13 protein-coding genes and 2 pseudogenes are annotated in these 13,686 nt (G+C 61.5%); 5 read left to right on the forward strand and 10 right to left on the reverse strand.

Features of this window, described 5'->3' with window-relative positions:
* Positions 1 to 34 precede the first annotated feature (34 nt).
* From ACF8R3_RS11115 to recQ, 3 genes are all read right to left on the reverse strand, one after another.
* Positions 35 to 316 carry a SelT/SelW/SelH family protein gene (locus ACF8R3_RS11115; RefSeq protein WP_058637598.1) on the reverse strand — a complete coding sequence of 94 codons (282 nt, stop codon included), beginning with the start codon at positions 314 to 316 and terminating at the stop codon, positions 35 to 37.
* A gap of 25 nt (positions 317 to 341) precedes the next feature.
* The gene (locus ACF8R3_RS11120; protein ID WP_058605594.1) at positions 342 to 779 is read right to left on the reverse strand and encodes a MarR family transcriptional regulator; all 438 of its coding nucleotides are present in this window, start codon (positions 777 to 779) and stop codon (positions 342 to 344) included.
* Positions 780 to 930: 151 nt separating this feature from the next.
* Entirely contained in the window at positions 931 to 3,075 is a 2,145-nt protein-coding gene (gene recQ, locus ACF8R3_RS11125; RefSeq protein ID WP_058637597.1) for a DNA helicase RecQ, read from the reverse strand.
* Positions 3,076 to 3,316: 241 nt separating this feature from the next.
* Between recQ and ACF8R3_RS11130 the strand changes: the two genes are divergently transcribed.
* The 3 genes from ACF8R3_RS11130 to ACF8R3_RS11140 all read left to right on the forward strand — a co-directional run bounded on the left by ACF8R3_RS11130 (position 3,317) and on the right by ACF8R3_RS11140 (position 5,949).
* Positions 3,317 to 3,904 carry a UPF0149 family protein gene (locus ACF8R3_RS11130; protein ID WP_027915890.1) on the forward strand — a complete coding sequence of 196 codons (588 nt, stop codon included), beginning with the start codon at positions 3,317 to 3,319 and terminating at the stop codon, positions 3,902 to 3,904.
* A 7-nt stretch (positions 3,905 to 3,911) separates the two neighbouring features.
* Positions 3,912 to 4,277, forward strand: a complete 366-nt coding sequence (locus ACF8R3_RS11135; protein WP_153010320.1) for a YbaN family protein — start codon at positions 3,912 to 3,914, stop codon at positions 4,275 to 4,277.
* 310 nt (positions 4,278 to 4,587) lie between these two features.
* Positions 4,588 to 5,949: a TolC family outer membrane protein gene (locus ACF8R3_RS11140; RefSeq protein WP_058637595.1), complete on the forward strand. Its 1,362-nt coding sequence runs from the start codon at positions 4,588 to 4,590 to the stop codon at positions 5,947 to 5,949.
* Positions 5,950 to 5,966: 17 nt separating this feature from the next.
* Here ACF8R3_RS11140 and ACF8R3_RS11145 read toward each other — a convergent pair whose 3' ends face one another.
* From ACF8R3_RS11145 to ACF8R3_RS11170, 6 genes and pseudogenes are all read right to left on the reverse strand, one after another.
* A complete protein-coding gene (locus ACF8R3_RS11145) occupies positions 5,967 to 6,578 on the reverse strand; it encodes a tRNA-uridine aminocarboxypropyltransferase (RefSeq protein ID WP_196125992.1) in 612 nt (203 codons plus the stop codon).
* Positions 6,579 to 6,668: 90 nt separating this feature from the next.
* Positions 6,669 to 7,643: pseudogene (locus ACF8R3_RS11150) on the reverse strand (methyl-accepting chemotaxis protein); the annotation flags it as partial.
* A 309-nt stretch (positions 7,644 to 7,952) separates the two neighbouring features.
* Positions 7,953 to 8,234: pseudogene (locus ACF8R3_RS11155) on the reverse strand (PAS domain-containing protein); the annotation flags it as partial.
* Between the two features lie 348 nt (positions 8,235 to 8,582).
* The gene (locus tag ACF8R3_RS11160) at positions 8,583 to 8,711 is read right to left on the reverse strand and encodes a PA1414 family protein (RefSeq protein ID WP_023533827.1); all 129 of its coding nucleotides are present in this window, start codon (positions 8,709 to 8,711) and stop codon (positions 8,583 to 8,585) included.
* A gap of 190 nt (positions 8,712 to 8,901) precedes the next feature.
* Positions 8,902 to 9,828 carry a DMT family transporter gene (locus ACF8R3_RS11165; RefSeq protein ID WP_196185812.1) on the reverse strand — a complete coding sequence of 309 codons (927 nt, stop codon included), beginning with the start codon at positions 9,826 to 9,828 and terminating at the stop codon, positions 8,902 to 8,904.
* Between the two features lie 95 nt (positions 9,829 to 9,923).
* Positions 9,924 to 10,331, reverse strand: coding sequence for a hypothetical protein (locus tag ACF8R3_RS11170; RefSeq protein WP_058637591.1), 408 nt, complete (start codon positions 10,329 to 10,331; stop codon positions 9,924 to 9,926).
* 200 nt (positions 10,332 to 10,531) lie between these two features.
* Here ACF8R3_RS11170 and ACF8R3_RS11175 point away from each other — a divergent pair, with 200 nt between their 5' ends.
* Entirely contained in the window at positions 10,532 to 10,804 is a 273-nt protein-coding gene (locus ACF8R3_RS11175) for a hypothetical protein (RefSeq protein ID WP_058637590.1), read from the forward strand.
* Positions 10,805 to 10,863: 59 nt separating this feature from the next.
* Here ACF8R3_RS11175 and ACF8R3_RS11180 read toward each other — a convergent pair whose 3' ends face one another.
* A complete protein-coding gene (locus ACF8R3_RS11180; protein ID WP_058605602.1) occupies positions 10,864 to 12,186 on the reverse strand; it encodes a DEAD/DEAH box helicase in 1,323 nt (440 codons plus the stop codon).
* Positions 12,187 to 12,326: 140 nt separating this feature from the next.
* Here ACF8R3_RS11180 and ACF8R3_RS11185 point away from each other — a divergent pair, with 140 nt between their 5' ends.
* Positions 12,327 to 13,634: a mechanosensitive ion channel family protein gene (locus ACF8R3_RS11185; RefSeq protein WP_392515604.1), complete on the forward strand. Its 1,308-nt coding sequence runs from the start codon at positions 12,327 to 12,329 to the stop codon at positions 13,632 to 13,634.
* Positions 13,635 to 13,686: the final 52 nt, after the last annotated feature.

Consider the following 13,686-nt stretch of genomic DNA (forward strand, 5'->3'; position numbering starts at 1 on the left):
GCGCCGGCCTACAATATCGACACGGCCGGGGCGGTTAGCGGTCGTTGTGACCCAGGTCGCGCTGTGGATCGATCTGATCGCGTACGCGTTGCTTGAGCACTTTTGCTTCAGGGAAGCCGCCATCGGCTTTGCGCTCCCACACCTGCACGCCATCGCAGGTGATGCGAAAAACGCCGCCGGTACCCGGCTGCAAGGCCACCTGCCCCAGGTCCTGGCCAAACGTACTGAGTAGCTCCTGGGCCAGCCAGCCGGCACGCAGCAGCCACTGGCACTGGGTGCAATAGGTGATGACGACTTCAGGCTTTGGCTCGGTCATGGTGATGCGCCTCGCAAACGGTGGATCAGGGCTTTTCCAGGTTGCTCAGAATCTTGGCATGGACCCGCATGCAGACCTCAAGGTCCGCTTCATCGACGCCTGTGAAAAGCTCGATGCGTAGCTGATTGGCGATGGTCTCGATCTGCTCGATCAGGGGCTTGGCTGGGGGGCACAGCAGGATCTTCTTGGCCCGCCGGTCTTCGACAACGGCCTGGCGACGCACCAGCCCCTGCCCTTCGAGACTATCGAGCAAACGCGCCAGGGTCGGGCCCTCCACGCCGACGCTCTGCGCCAGTTCGCGTTGGGTGGGCGCTTCCTCGAACCGTGCCAGGTGCAGCAGCACCAGCCACCGCGCCTGTGACAGGTTGAGGCCGGCCAGACGGCGATCAAGCTCGGCGCGCCAACCACGGGACATCTGGGCAAGCTGCATGCCGAAGCGGTGTTGATTGTCAGTCAGGGGCATAAAGCGACTCGTCGAACAGTTCTAATTGTTAGGCAGCTAATCATGCGCAGCCCGACGAGGCAAGCCGTGGGGATGCGCTGCTGCAGGGTAAATGTGCGCTGGCGTGACACGGATCAGCAAACCGCTCGGGCCGAGCCGGTAGCGCGCACTGTCACAGCTCGAACTCAGCCGCCAAGGCGGCGCGCACGCAGTGCAGGACGCCGTCTGGCACACGCGATCCGAACAACGGCGCAATGGTGGAAACGGGTGGCAATTCGCCTTCGCCGTCGAGGAAGGCATCCTGGATCTCCGACAGAAGATCTTCCGGCAGGTCCAGCGCCTGTTCAAGGTTAAGCTCCTGACGCCCCAAGGCCTCAGCCAGAAGGCTGTAGACGTTCTTTTCAGTGCAGTCGAGCTGACCGGCGATCTGCGCCGGCGTCATGCCAGCGCGGGCCAAGCTGACCAGTTCATGACGCAAGTCCAGTACCACCTTCGGCGCCTCGGGGGTGCCGCCGCTGCCATTGAGCACTTCCAGGAATGCCTGCCCGTAGCGTTCCAGCTTGCGGGCGCCGACACCGCTGACCTGCGCCATGTCACTCAGGGTCACCGGCTGGCTGCGCAGCATCTCAAGCAAGGTGGAGTCCGGGAAGATGACGTAAGGCGGGACGCGATGCTCTTCGGCAAGCTTGCGGCGCAAGGTGCGCAGCGCTTCCCACAATTCGCGTTCTTCTGCACGCACCAACTGGCTCGCCGGGCTGCCGCCAGAAGACGAGGCCTTGGCTACGGTTTGCGGTTTCAGATCACGGCGCAGTTGCAACGTGACTTCGCCGCGCAGCAGCGGGCGGCAGCTGTCCGACAGGCGCAGGCCGCCGTAGCCTTCCAGGTCGATGTCGACCAGGCCACGGGCTACCAGTTGGCGGAACAGCGAGCGCCAGTCGGCCTCGGCCAGCGCCTTGCCGACGCCGAACACCGACAGCTTGTCATGACCGAAATTAGTCACTTTCTCGGTGCTTTTGCCCAGCAGCACGTCCACCAGATGCCCCACGCCATAGCGCTGGCCGGTGCGAAACACTGCTGACAATGCCTGGCGGGCGGGCTCGGTGGCATCCCACGTCTGCACGTTGTCGACACAGTTGTCGCAGTGCCCGCAGGGTTGTTCCAGCGTCTCATCGAAGTACGCCAGCAAGGTCTGGCGTCGGCAGCGTGTCTCCTCGCACAAGGCAAGCATTGCGTCGAGCTTGTGCTGTTCGATGCGCTTGTGGCGCTCGTCACCCTCGGAGTTCTGCAGCATCTGCTTGAGCATGACCATGTCCTGCAAGCCGTACGCCATCCAAGCGTCCGAAGGCAGGCCGTCACGACCGGCACGACCGGTTTCCTGATAGTAGGCTTCCAGCGACTTTGGCAGGTCCAGGTGCGCGACGAAACGCACGTTGGGCTTGTCGATGCCCATGCCGAAGGCGATGGTCGCGACCATGATCAGCCCTTCTTCGTTGAGGAACCGATGCTGGTTGGCCGAGCGCGTCTCAGCCGGCAGGCCGGCGTGGTAAGGCAGCGCGGGGAAGCCCTGGTCGCAGAGAAACGCAGCGGTTTCGTCGACTTTCTTGCGCGACAGGCAATAGACGATGCCAGCGTTGCCACGGCGTTCGCCCAGAAACGCCATGAGCTGCCTGCGGGGCGCTTCCTTGGGGACGATGCGGTAGAAGATGTTCGGCCGGTCGAAGCTCGAGAGGAAGCGCTCGGCCCCTTGCAGATGCAGGCGCTGGACGATTTCTTCCCGGGTACGCATGTCTGCGGTCGCGGTGAGCGCAATACGTGGCACATGCGGGAACAGCTCGGCCAGTTGGCCCAGTTGCAAGTATTCGGGGCGAAAATCGTGGCCCCACTGGGACACGCAGTGGGCTTCGTCGATGGCGAACAGCGAAATGTCCAGGTCGCGCAGAAAATCGAGCATGCGCGGTTGCACCAGGCGCTCTGGCGCCAGGTAGAGCATCTTCACCTCGCCGCGGCGCAGGCGCCCAGCCAGTTCCCGTTGTTGCTCGGCATTGAGCGTGGAGTTCAGGGCAGCGGCCGACACCCCCAGTTCATCGAGCGTGGCGACCTGGTCGTCCATCAGTGCGATCAACGGCGACACCACCACGGTCAGGCCTGGGCGCAGCAACCCCGGGACCTGGAAACACAGCGACTTGCCGCCACCTGTGGGCATCAGCACCAGGGCATCGCCACCATTGGCTACGCATTCGATGATCGCTGCCTGGCGCCCTCGGAAGCTGTCGTAGCCGAAGATGTCCTTGAGAACGCGCTGAGCCTGTTCGAGCATGTGCAACTCCAAAAACGCCGTACCACCCCGCTACAGGCTGGACGAAAAACCCGCGCCGCACACGCCGAATGCGTAAGCGGTTTTTGCCAACGGCCCGACAACGGTGGGCCCTGGGCTGGAAACCGCCAAGTATACCGCACCCGCTCCCTGCACTGGCACCGTTGCGATGGGCGTGTCTTTGCCCCGCTGACGCTGCAAGGTGCTAGAATTCGGTATCGTTTATTCCCAAGGTAGCCCCGTAATGTCCTTCGCCGAGCAACTGACCCGCCTGCAAGCCTTCCTCGACGCCGACGAGCTGCACGAAGAAGCGCTGGACTATGTCGCCGCCCACGGCTACCTCACTGCCTTGTCGATCAACGCCGAAGAGGTGCCCGAGCGCGAATGGATCGACGCCTTGTTCGCCGAAGAACCGCACTACGCCAGCGAGGCCCAGCGCGTCGAGATCGAGGCCACGCTGGTTGCCCTCAAAGGCCATATCGCGCGCCAGTTGGCAAGTGATGACGAGTTCGAGCTGCCCTGCGACCTGGATCTGGGCGATGACCCTGACGACTCCGACCTGCGCGGCTGGTGCATCGGTTTCATGGAAGGGGTCTTCCTGCGCGAGGAAGCCTGGTTCGAGAATGCCGAAGAGGAAGTGAGCGAAATGCTGCTGCCGATCATGGTCGGTTCGGGCCTGTTCGACGAGCAGCCTGAATTTGCCGACATCGCCAGCAACGCCAGCCTTCAGGACGACATGATCGTGCAGATTCCCGAGGCCCTGACCGCGCTGTTCCTGTTGTTGCATGCCCCGGAAGAGAAACCGGCCCTGCTCAAGCCCCGTCACCACTAAGCCGGGCATGCGCTACCTGCTGCTGGCCATCGGCTGGCTGAGCGTGGCGCTGGGCGTGGTTGGCATCTTCCTGCCGGTGCTGCCGACCACGCCGTTTCTCCTGCTGGCAGCGGCGTGTTTTGCCCGCAGCTCGCCACGCTTTCACGACTGGTTGGTCAACCACCCTCGCCTGGGGCCCTGGATCCGGGGCTACCTAGGCGGCGAGGGTATGCCCCTCAAAGCCAAGGCCTATGCCATAGGCCTGATGTGGTTGAGCATCGCCGTTTCCTGCTATCTGGTTCCGTTTCCCTGGGCACGGTTGTTCATGCTGGCCAGTGCGGTGGGTGTAACGTTCTACATTCTTCGGCAAAAAACCTACACACCGCCTAAGTGACAATAATTTGTCGCCAAATATCAATTTGGCCTACCCCACCATTCTTTTATCTAGATTCGTTCTGGAACTGCTTGCAGCCGCCACTTTGCGCCCCCTCGACAGCGCTTGATGGCATCTGAGTCAGCAGCTCCCCTTCTCAGCGTTAGACAATTAATGTCGAACATGGCACGTTGATATGAATAAATCTTCTTACTCATCTCAATGAATGTACTTAGCTGTGGGCTTAAAAACCTGCAACACTATACGGCATCGGAATATAGTCATTTTTTTGGCGATTTGTAGGAAAACCCAGGATCAGGGAGAGGTACCCATGCGTCTTTTGAACCCCATCACCAGTGCGTTGCTGTTGGCTCTGGCAAGTGCCCACGTGCAGGCGATGTCGATCACCGAAGCTGTCCAAAGCGCTGTGGACTACCACCCCCAGGTCAGCTCGAACCGCAACAGCAAGTTGTCTGCCGATGAAGATGTGAAGTTCGCCCGCGGCGGCTACTACCCATCCGTCGACCTGGTAGCGGGCTACGGTCGCCAGCGCTCGGACAACGCCAACACGCGTGGTACTGACGGACGACGTGGCAAGGAAACCCTCAACTATTCCCAGGCCGACCTGCGCCTGCGGCAGATGATCTTCGATGGCTTCAACACCTCCAGCGAAGTGGGCCGCACCCAAGCGGTCTCCACCTCCCGTGCGTACTACACCCAGGCAGTGGCTCAGGACGTTGCCTTGCGCGCCATCGAGGTGTACCTGGAAGTGCTCAAGCGCCGCGAACTGGTAAGCCTGGCCAAGAACAACCTGCAAGCCCACCTGCGGGTGAACGACCAGATCGGCCTGCGCAACGAACGGGGTGTCGGCAGTACAGCTGACCTGGACCAGTCCCGTGCTCGTCGCGCCCTGGCGGAGAACAACCTCGATACCGCCGAGGTGGACCTGGCCGATGCCGAAGCCAACTTCTTCAGTGTCGTGGGCCGTGTACCGGATGAGCTGGAAGATCCGCAAGCGGTCGCCGTGCAAATGCCAGCAACGCTGGAAGAAGCACGCGAAGGCATGCGCCAGAACAACCCTTACATCAAGTCGGCCCAGGCGGACGTGAACGCCGCCGAAGAGCAGTACAAGGTTGCCAAGTCGACCTTCTACCCGCGCTTTGATGCCATTCTGGCCACCGGTGCCAACAACAATACCGGCGGTGAAAAAGGCCACAGCAACAACGACTGGCAGGCAGGCGTTGAGATGAACTACAACCTGTTCCGCGGCGGCAGCGACAAGGCCCGCCTGAACTCCGACGCGCACAAGATCAACCAGGCCATGGACATTCGCAACAATGCACTGCGCGAGCTGACCGAAAACCTGAGCCTGGCCTGGAACGCCTTGAACAACGCCAGCAAGCAGCTGCCTACCGCGCGCGAGTACGCCGACACCACCAAACGGGTGCGCGCCGCCTACCAGGACCAGTTCGGTCTGGGCCAACGTACCCTGCTGGACGTGCTCGACAGTGAGAACGAGCTGTACAACGCGGACCGTCGCTACACCGAGGTGCGCTACACTGAAGCCTATTCCCGCTACCGGGTACTGGCCACCATGGGCGAGCTGTTGAGCAAGCAGCGCATCTCGCTACCGCCTGACGCCTACGCAGCCACCGAAGTGCGCACTGAAGCTCATCTGCCCGAGATGCGCTGACCAGACCGGGGCGTCGCTCAGGGCGCCCCTGTATCCTTGTGATGATTGCGCTCGTAGGTGCCGGCACCCATGGCTTGGATCTGCCCTTCGATCAGGGCCTCGAACGGCGCCAGCACCGCGTCGAAGCTGGCAGGGTACTCCAGCACGTTCAAGGCCTGCACCACCGCCTCGATGGTCGAAAGCGCGCCTGCCTCGGGCGCCTTGCGCAGACGATAGCGTGACGGCGTCACATTCCCCAAGGTGACCTTCGGCAGAGCCGCCAGCAGCGGATTGAGATACATCAGCTTGCGCGCCTTGCGCCAGGTACCGTCCGGCACGACCAGCAACAACGGTGTGTCGTCGGTCTGCGTGTAAGGCCCGAGCGCTTGCGCCCCCTCGCCCGGAAACAACACCACTGGCCGGTAACCCGGCATTGCCAGCCATCGGTCCAGGTCGTCGAATACCTCACCCACGTGCAGCTGCGCATTGATCAAGCCTAGCGCTGCCAGGCGAGCCGTGTTCAGCGCATGGGACGCTTCGCTTGGGTGCTGCAACAGCAACACGCGGGTCCTGCTGCCGATCGCAGGTATCAAGGCGCAGAGGCAATGGTCGAGGGGGCGCAGGCAGCGCTCGCAGCGGGGTCTGGACATGAGGTCTCCTTGGCCGCGCAGTGTGCCACAGAACCGCAGATCAACCGGCACGCCTTCAGCCCAAAGCGTGCCCCGCGCAGGTGTGGGCGATCAGCGATTGAAGCGCTCGGCCAGGCCGTAGAGATAGTCGGCCATGCGTTCGAGGTCCTGGCTGATCTGCGCGCCTTGCCGTGCCTGCCCAGCGCTTTGGTCGCACAACTGGGCGATGCGCGTGATCTGCTGGTTGATGTCTTCAGCCACATGGCTTTGCTGTTCGGAAGCAGCAGCCATCTGTTGGCTCATGCCTGTGATCCTGCTGACCGCCTGGGCGATGCCGACCAGCGCGTTCTGCACGGCCTCAACGCTTTGCCTGCTGTCGCGCGCGATGCGCTCGCCGTGGCCGGCGGAGCTCACTGCCCGCTCGGTGCCCGCGCGCAGGGTGGCGATGATCTGATGAATTTCCTCGGTCGAAGTGCGGGTGCGCTGGGCCAGCGAACGGACCTCGTCGGCCACCACGGCAAACCCCCGCCCCTGCTCTCCCGCACGGGCCGCTTCGATGGCAGCGTTAAGTGCCAGCAGGTTGGTCTGCTCGGCAATGGCTGTGATCACATCGACCACGCTGCCGATGGACTGGGTCTGCTGGGCGAGTGCGTTGACGGCCTGGCCAATATCACTGACCGCATCGCTCATGCTGTCCATCGCATGCAGGCTCTGCTGGGCCAGCTCACTGCCGCGCTGAGCCAATTGATCGGCGTCGCCGGCGGCATGGGCCGTGCTCTGGACGTTCTGCGTGACCTGCTGGATGGTTGCCGCCATCTCGGCGATGGCAGTGGCGGACTGATCCGTTTCACTGCGTTGACGGTCAAGCATCAAGGCCTGTGTGTCTGACAGTTTAGAGGATTGTGAAGCCCGGTCCTTTACCCCCACGCCTGCATCCTCAAGCCGGGTCAAGGCGGTTTGCAAGCGCGCTTCTTCACTCAGAATGGCCAGATCCATTTGCCCATGCAGCCCGGGGCTGGCGCTATAGGTCAGCGCCACCAGCGGGCTGGTGAAGGCCCTGGGGTGTGCAGCCAACGTGCGCTGTATGGCTTGGCTGTGCTGGCGCTCGATGACGTACCAGGCCAGCAGCAGGCTGGTCATCAATACCGCCAGTGCAGCGTAGGCCGGCAGGCTGGCGTAGGCGAACGCCGATAGCGCTCCGGCGGCGGCAAGCGGCCAGCCAGTCCCCAGGCGTTGGCCCACACGTGCTACCCACGGCAACGGCGCACGGTCACTGCGCAGGCGGGCATACAGGCGCTCGGCACGGGCGATCTGCGCGCGGCTGGGCACTGAACGCACTGACTCGTAACCACTGACGCGGCCTTGTTCGTAGATGGGTGTGACGTAGGCACTGACCCAGTAATAGTCACCGTTCTTTGCTCGGTTTTTGACGATACCCATCCAGGGCTTGCCCTGCTTGATGGTGTCCCACATATGGCCAAACACCGCGGCGGGCATGTCCGGATGACGTACCAAATTGTGGGGCTGACCTACCAGTTCGTCATAAGTGAAGCCACTGATGGCCACGAACGCTTCGTTGCAGTAGGTGATTCGGCTATCGAGATCGGTGGTCGAGATCAGGCGCTGGTCACCGGGGAAGGTTCTTTCATGCTCGGTGACGGGCAAGTTCGTGCGCATCTTCGGCGATCCTTGCAGGATGAAAATGGGAGAAAAGTAGGCGCAAAGTTGATATGTAGCAGAGCGCTTTCAAATAGGAGGCCGTAGCCGCAGGAAATTATTGCATCCTGACGAAATACATCAACGCAATGTTTACGCCAGTGTCGCAGCAGGCTGAAACAGGTCGCAAAGGGCGGGGATGAGTGGGCGAAAAGGGGATATCACTGAGGGAGAAGCAGGGCTCGATCAGTGCTGCCGAAGGCTGCTATGAACAGCCAGAGCCCTAGAGCGGGTGCGCCAAGGAACAAAAACGCCTAATTGGAACAAAGAAGCCGCTCTGCCCCGAAAGGTAGAGCGGCCTTTGCTCGCTCAGCGGCGGCGTGGCTGACGGGGGCGCTGCTTTTCATCAGTCGGGATGGGCACCGGCTGCAAGGGCGGCGGAATCAAACCCAAGGCAACCCCGAGGTCGTGGAGCCAGTTGTACAGTGCTTTATTCATAATGCCCCCTTTACGGGTAAGCCTATCGGCGAATCAGTTTGGCGTTGCCTTATACAGATCATAGCCGCATGTATGGGCTGACGCCTACGTCTGATCTTACACATGGGGGTGATTGTGACGCCGATCAAGCCGCTTGGGGGATTTCCTGGCATCGTCAATCGTTTCCCTATGTTACTGCTAGGTTCTGGCCTTACCCGACCCATTTGCGCAGTTGCTGCCGTACCCAGGGTTCGGCACTTACCAGAACCACGCCCACGAGCACCAGCACAGCGCCAAGCACGAAGTTCACGGTCAGCGGTTCGCCCAGGATCAACACTCCGAAGGTGACGCCGAACAGGGGCGTGATGAATGAAAACACAGCCAGGTTCGATGCCAGGTACTTGCGCAGCAGCCAGAACCAAGTCAGGTAACTGATGAACGAGACGATTACGCCTTGGAACAACACGCTCCCAATCGCCAGCGGCGTCATGACCACATCGCCGGCCTGCCCCGTGATCAGCCCAATGAGCAGTAAGCCGACAAAACCTACCGCTAGCTGATAGAACAGGGTAAGGGTTGCTGGTGCCTCGGAAAGCCGCGACCCCCTGACTACGACCGTGGTCGCGCCCCATGCCAAGCCGGCGAGTACCCCAAAGGCATCCCCCAGCAAGGTGCGCCCGTCCATCTCGGCCCATGAGGTCCCACCCACAAAGGCCAGTGCAATGCCCGCGAACGCCAGCAGTATGCCTAGCCATTGCAACAGTCTCAGCCGTTCGCTGGGCAGCATGAAATGAAGGCCAAGGGCGGTGAAGATGGGCGCTGTGTACAAGAACACCGACATGTGAGCGGCCGTGGTCAGCTTGAGTCCTTCGGCGATGAACAGAAACTCGAGTCCGAACAATCCGCCCGCCAACACACCTGCTCGCCAAGTCCCCCCTACCTGTTTCCAGTCGCCGCGCCACAGTATCATCAGCCCGACCAGCACCGCAGCGATGCAGTTGCGCAGGGTTGCCTGCATCACTGGGGCAATGTCCACGGCGGCCGTTTTGATCAGCACCTGCTGGCTGCCCCAGATCAGGCAAAGCACCACCATGACCTGAAACGCAAAGGCATCGGGGTTCTTGCGGGCCACGCTCATCGGCGGACCTCGAGACGGTGCAAAGGCATGCGCAGTGATTCACCTGAAAAAAGGGACACGGGATTATCAATTCACGCATGCCTCGCTGGCCAGCTTTAAATGGCACCACCGGCAATCTGCGCCTTGGACGAGACGTGTTCAAAGGTGCTTTCATCCAGCGCATCATCCTGATCATCCAGCACTTGCCGCGGGTGTTCGAAGCCTGGAATGCTGCTGTCGATCAGGCTCATCAGGCGCGACCCTCGCTCGGTCAGCACGAAGTTCTCGCCGTTTCCACCCTCCTCTTCCGGGCGGCTTTGAATATAGCCTCGCTCCAGAAGCAGCTTCTCGTATTCGCAGGCCTGGCTTTTGAGGCGATCCAGGTCACCGACGGGTTCACCCTTGGCCGCCAGGTCAGCGGCGTGCGCTTCGGCATAAGGGCGGGGCGTGAAATTCTGCCCACTGCCGTTCTGCACTTCATGCAACAAGCGTTCGATCAGGTCCCAGTTGTAGATGGTACGCATGCGATTACCTCCTGGTGTGCGTCGAGGATGTACACAGGTGTGGGACCTTTCAAATCTGCGCACGTTCCGCGCAAATGGCCTGGAGGTCACGTGCTTTAGCTGCAATAAGCCACACCGAACCCTGGCCACTTATCCCTGATCGTGAACCAATCGGCTCGCCGCGCCTCAACCGTCCATCAACCACGCCGGAGGAGCAAAGGATGAAACCACTGCTGCGTATCACATGCCTGGTCACACTGTTCAGCGCGTTGCCCGCCTGGGCATGCACGCCCGAAGAAGCGACGCAAAAACGCGAGGAACTGGCTGGGCTGGTGGCTCAACTGACCGAACAGAATCCGACGAAGGCCAAGGAAATGAATGAGGAACTGCAAGGCATGCAATTGGGCACCGCCAGCAAGGACTTGCCGGACAAGTGTCAGTTGATCGACACGCGTATCAAGGAATTGAAAGCGGCCGAAAAAAAGGCAGGATGACGCCAGGACGGTAGCTGCCAGGGCGGCGCTGAGCGCTGCCCTGGCACAGGCACCCGGCCTTACTCGGCCGACGGCTTGCGCTTCTTCAACGGCGCGAGCCCATCGGAGCTGGTCAACGGTGCGTTGGCCCTTGGCTTGGCCGTAGGCTTGCGCTTGGCGCTGGCCTTCTTGTCGCCACCTTTCTTGTCCGTCTTCTTTTTTTTGGTGCTGGCAGCTTTGCCAGACGCCTTGACTTTCTTGGGCCCGCTATAGGTGCCTTTGACTTCCTTGATGACCCGGCGCTCGAACTGCTGCTTGAGGTAGCGCTCGATGCTGGACATCAGGTTCCAGTCGTTATGGGTGATCAGCGAGATCGCCAGGCCTTCGCCCCCGGCGCGCCCGGTACGACCCACACGGTGCACGTATTCATCGCCGCTGCGTGGCATGTCGAAGTTGATGACCAAGTCCAGGCCGTCGATGTCCAGGCCGCGCGCGGCCACGTCGGTGGCGACCAGCACCTTGGAGCTGCCCTGCTTGAAGCGCTCGATGGCCAGCTTGCGGTCTTTCTGGTCCTTCTCGCCGTGCAGCACGAATGCCTTGACGTCCTTGGCGACCAGGTGGCCATAGATACGGTCAGCCATGGCGCGGGTATTGGAGAAGATGATCGCCTTGTCGAAGGTTTCGTTGGCCAGCAGCCATTGCACGATCTGCTCTTTGTGCTGGTCATGGTCGGCCGTGATGATCTGCTGGCGGGTGCCCTCGGCCAGCTGCGATACGCTGTTGAGCATCAGGTGCTCAGGGTCTTTCAGGACCTTGCCGATCATGTCGCGCAACGCCGCGCCGCCGGTAGTGGCCGAGAACAGCAGGGTCTGCTCGCGGTTTTCGCATTCTTTGCACAGGCGTTCCATGTCCTCGGCAAAGCCCATGTCGAGCATGCGGTCGGCTTCGTCCAGAATCAGCACCTGGACGTGGGACAGGTCGAGGTTGCCGGCGTTGAGCTGCTCGAGCAAACGGCCCGGCGTGCCGATCAGCACGTCCGGCACCTTGCGCAGCATGGCGGCCTGTTCCTTGAAGTCTTCGCCGCCGGTTACAAGGCCCGACTTGATGTAAGTGAACTGCGAGAACAGCTGCACCTGCTTGAGGGTCTGCTGTGCCAGCTCACGGGTGGGCAGCAGGATCAGCGCGCGAATCTCCACACGGCGCTCGCGCAGATCGACCAGACGATTGAGCAGCGGCAGAACGAACGCCGCCGTCTTGCCACTGCCGGTCTGCGCGGTGACACGCAGGTCCCGCCCTTGCAGCGCCAGGGGAATGGCGGCGGCCTGCACCGGGGTAGGCTCGACGAAGTTAAGCTCGGCCACGGCTTTGAGCAGGCGTTCGTGCAAGGCGAATTGGGAGAACACGGAGGTAACCTCAGGCAAGTACGGAAATCAGCTGCATAGGGTAACGTTTTCTAGCGATTTAGCCGAATTTCTTTTGGCATGGGGCTGCCCATCCGCGTTCTAATAACGCCTCGTTTGGCAACAAGACTGTAAGCAAGCCCATGGACATCCAACGCTTCTGGCGCGACTCCCTCGACCTGTGGGGTACCCTCGACCAACACCCCATGCTGCACGCCGCCATCGGCCTGGCCGTACTGCTGGTGATATCGCTGATTCTAGGACGCCTGGCGCGCTTTCTGGTGCTGCACGGCGCTCGCCTGCTGGCACGCCAGCCTGCCCTGAAATGGCTCGACGACCTGCGGCACAACAAGGTTTTCCACCGCCTGGCGCAGACCACACCGTCGCTGGTCCTGCAGTTCGGGCTCAAGCTGGTGCCAGAGTTGTCCGACACCGCCCAGCACTTTCTGGGCAACCTGGCGTTGGCTTTCACGCTGCTGTTCATGACCATGGCCCTGTCGTGCCTGCTCGATGCCCTGCTCGACATCTATGCCCGCACCGAGCACGCCCGCACACGCTCCATCAAGGGCTATGTGCAACTGGCCAAGATGATGCTGTGGATCTTTGCGGCCATCGTTATCGTCGCCACCCTTATCGACCGTTCACCGTTGCTACTGCTGTCAGGCCTGGGCGCGATGTCAGCCGTGCTGCTGTTGGTGTACAAGGACACGCTCTTGTCATTCGTGGCCAGCGTGCAGCTGACCAGCAACGACATGCTGCACGTCGGCGACTGGATCGAAATGCCCCAGGTCGGCGCCGATGGCGATGTGGTGGACATTACCCTGCACACGGTCAAGGTGCAGAACTTCGACAAGACCATCGTCTCCATCCCCACCTGGCGCCTGATGAGCGAATCGTTCCGCAACTACCGTGGCATGCAGCAATCAGGCGGCCGGCGCATCAAGCGCAGCCTGTTCATCGACGCGGCCGGGGTCCGTTTCCTGACCCGTGAAGAGGAGCAGAGCCTGAGTCAGGTACGCCTGCTGGGTGACTACCTGGCCGGCAAACGTCAGGAGCTGCAAAGCTGGAACGAAGCCTTGGGGCCGGTGGCGGAACTCTCGGCCAACCGGCGCAAGCTGACCAACATCGGCACCTTCCGCGCCTTCGCACTGGCCTACCTGAGAAACCACCCGGACGTACACGCGAACATGACCTGCATGGTCCGCCAGATGCAGACCACGGCAGAAGGCGTGCCGCTGGAGATCTACTGCTTCACCACCACCACGGTGTGGGCCGAGTACGAGCGCATTCAGGGGGATATTTTCGATTACCTGCTGGCGGTGTTGCCGGAGTTTGGGTTGAGCTTGTATCAGCAGCCCAGTGGCAACGATATGCGCGTTGGCCTGGCCGGGCATGTTGCGCCCGTACAGGCGCCGATGTCGCGGCGGGTTGAGGAAATGAGCGAGGCTTGATAAGACCGCAGCTGCTGCGCAACGCCATTGAGCTTGGCCATGGTCATCAGGC

It is taken from the genome of Pseudomonas sp. FYR_7, from assembly GCF_043106155.1.
In the GTDB taxonomy this organism is placed as follows: domain Bacteria; phylum Pseudomonadota; class Gammaproteobacteria; order Pseudomonadales; family Pseudomonadaceae; genus Aquipseudomonas; species Aquipseudomonas parafulva_B.

What these genes read in the sequence shown, in the direction of transcription:
- ACF8R3_RS11115 (WP_058637598.1), bottom strand. Translation starts at nt 316, where the DNA reads ATGACCGAGCCAAAGCCTGAAGTCGTCATCACCTATTGCACCCAGTGC.
- ACF8R3_RS11120 (WP_058605594.1), bottom strand. Translation starts at nt 779, where the DNA reads ATGCCCCTGACTGACAATCAACACCGCTTCGGCATGCAGCTTGCCCAG.
- recQ (WP_058637597.1), bottom strand. Translation starts at nt 3,075, where the DNA reads ATGCTCGAACAGGCTCAGCGCGTTCTCAAGGACATCTTCGGCTACGAC.
- ACF8R3_RS11130 (WP_027915890.1), top strand. Translation starts at nt 3,317, where the DNA reads ATGTCCTTCGCCGAGCAACTGACCCGCCTGCAAGCCTTCCTCGACGCC.
- ACF8R3_RS11135 (WP_153010320.1), top strand. Translation starts at nt 3,912, where the DNA reads ATGCGCTACCTGCTGCTGGCCATCGGCTGGCTGAGCGTGGCGCTGGGC.
- ACF8R3_RS11140 (WP_058637595.1), top strand. Translation starts at nt 4,588, where the DNA reads ATGCGTCTTTTGAACCCCATCACCAGTGCGTTGCTGTTGGCTCTGGCA.
- ACF8R3_RS11145 (WP_196125992.1), bottom strand. Translation starts at nt 6,578, where the DNA reads ATGTCCAGACCCCGCTGCGAGCGCTGCCTGCGCCCCCTCGACCATTGC.
- ACF8R3_RS11160 (WP_023533827.1), bottom strand. Translation starts at nt 8,711, where the DNA reads ATGAATAAAGCACTGTACAACTGGCTCCACGACCTCGGGGTTGCCTTG.
- ACF8R3_RS11165 (WP_196185812.1), bottom strand. Translation starts at nt 9,828, where the DNA reads ATGAGCGTGGCCCGCAAGAACCCCGATGCCTTTGCGTTTCAGGTCATG.
- ACF8R3_RS11170 (WP_058637591.1), bottom strand. Translation starts at nt 10,331, where the DNA reads ATGCGTACCATCTACAACTGGGACCTGATCGAACGCTTGTTGCATGAA.
- ACF8R3_RS11175 (WP_058637590.1), top strand. Translation starts at nt 10,532, where the DNA reads ATGAAACCACTGCTGCGTATCACATGCCTGGTCACACTGTTCAGCGCG.
- ACF8R3_RS11185 (WP_392515604.1), top strand. Translation starts at nt 12,327, where the DNA reads ATGGACATCCAACGCTTCTGGCGCGACTCCCTCGACCTGTGGGGTACC.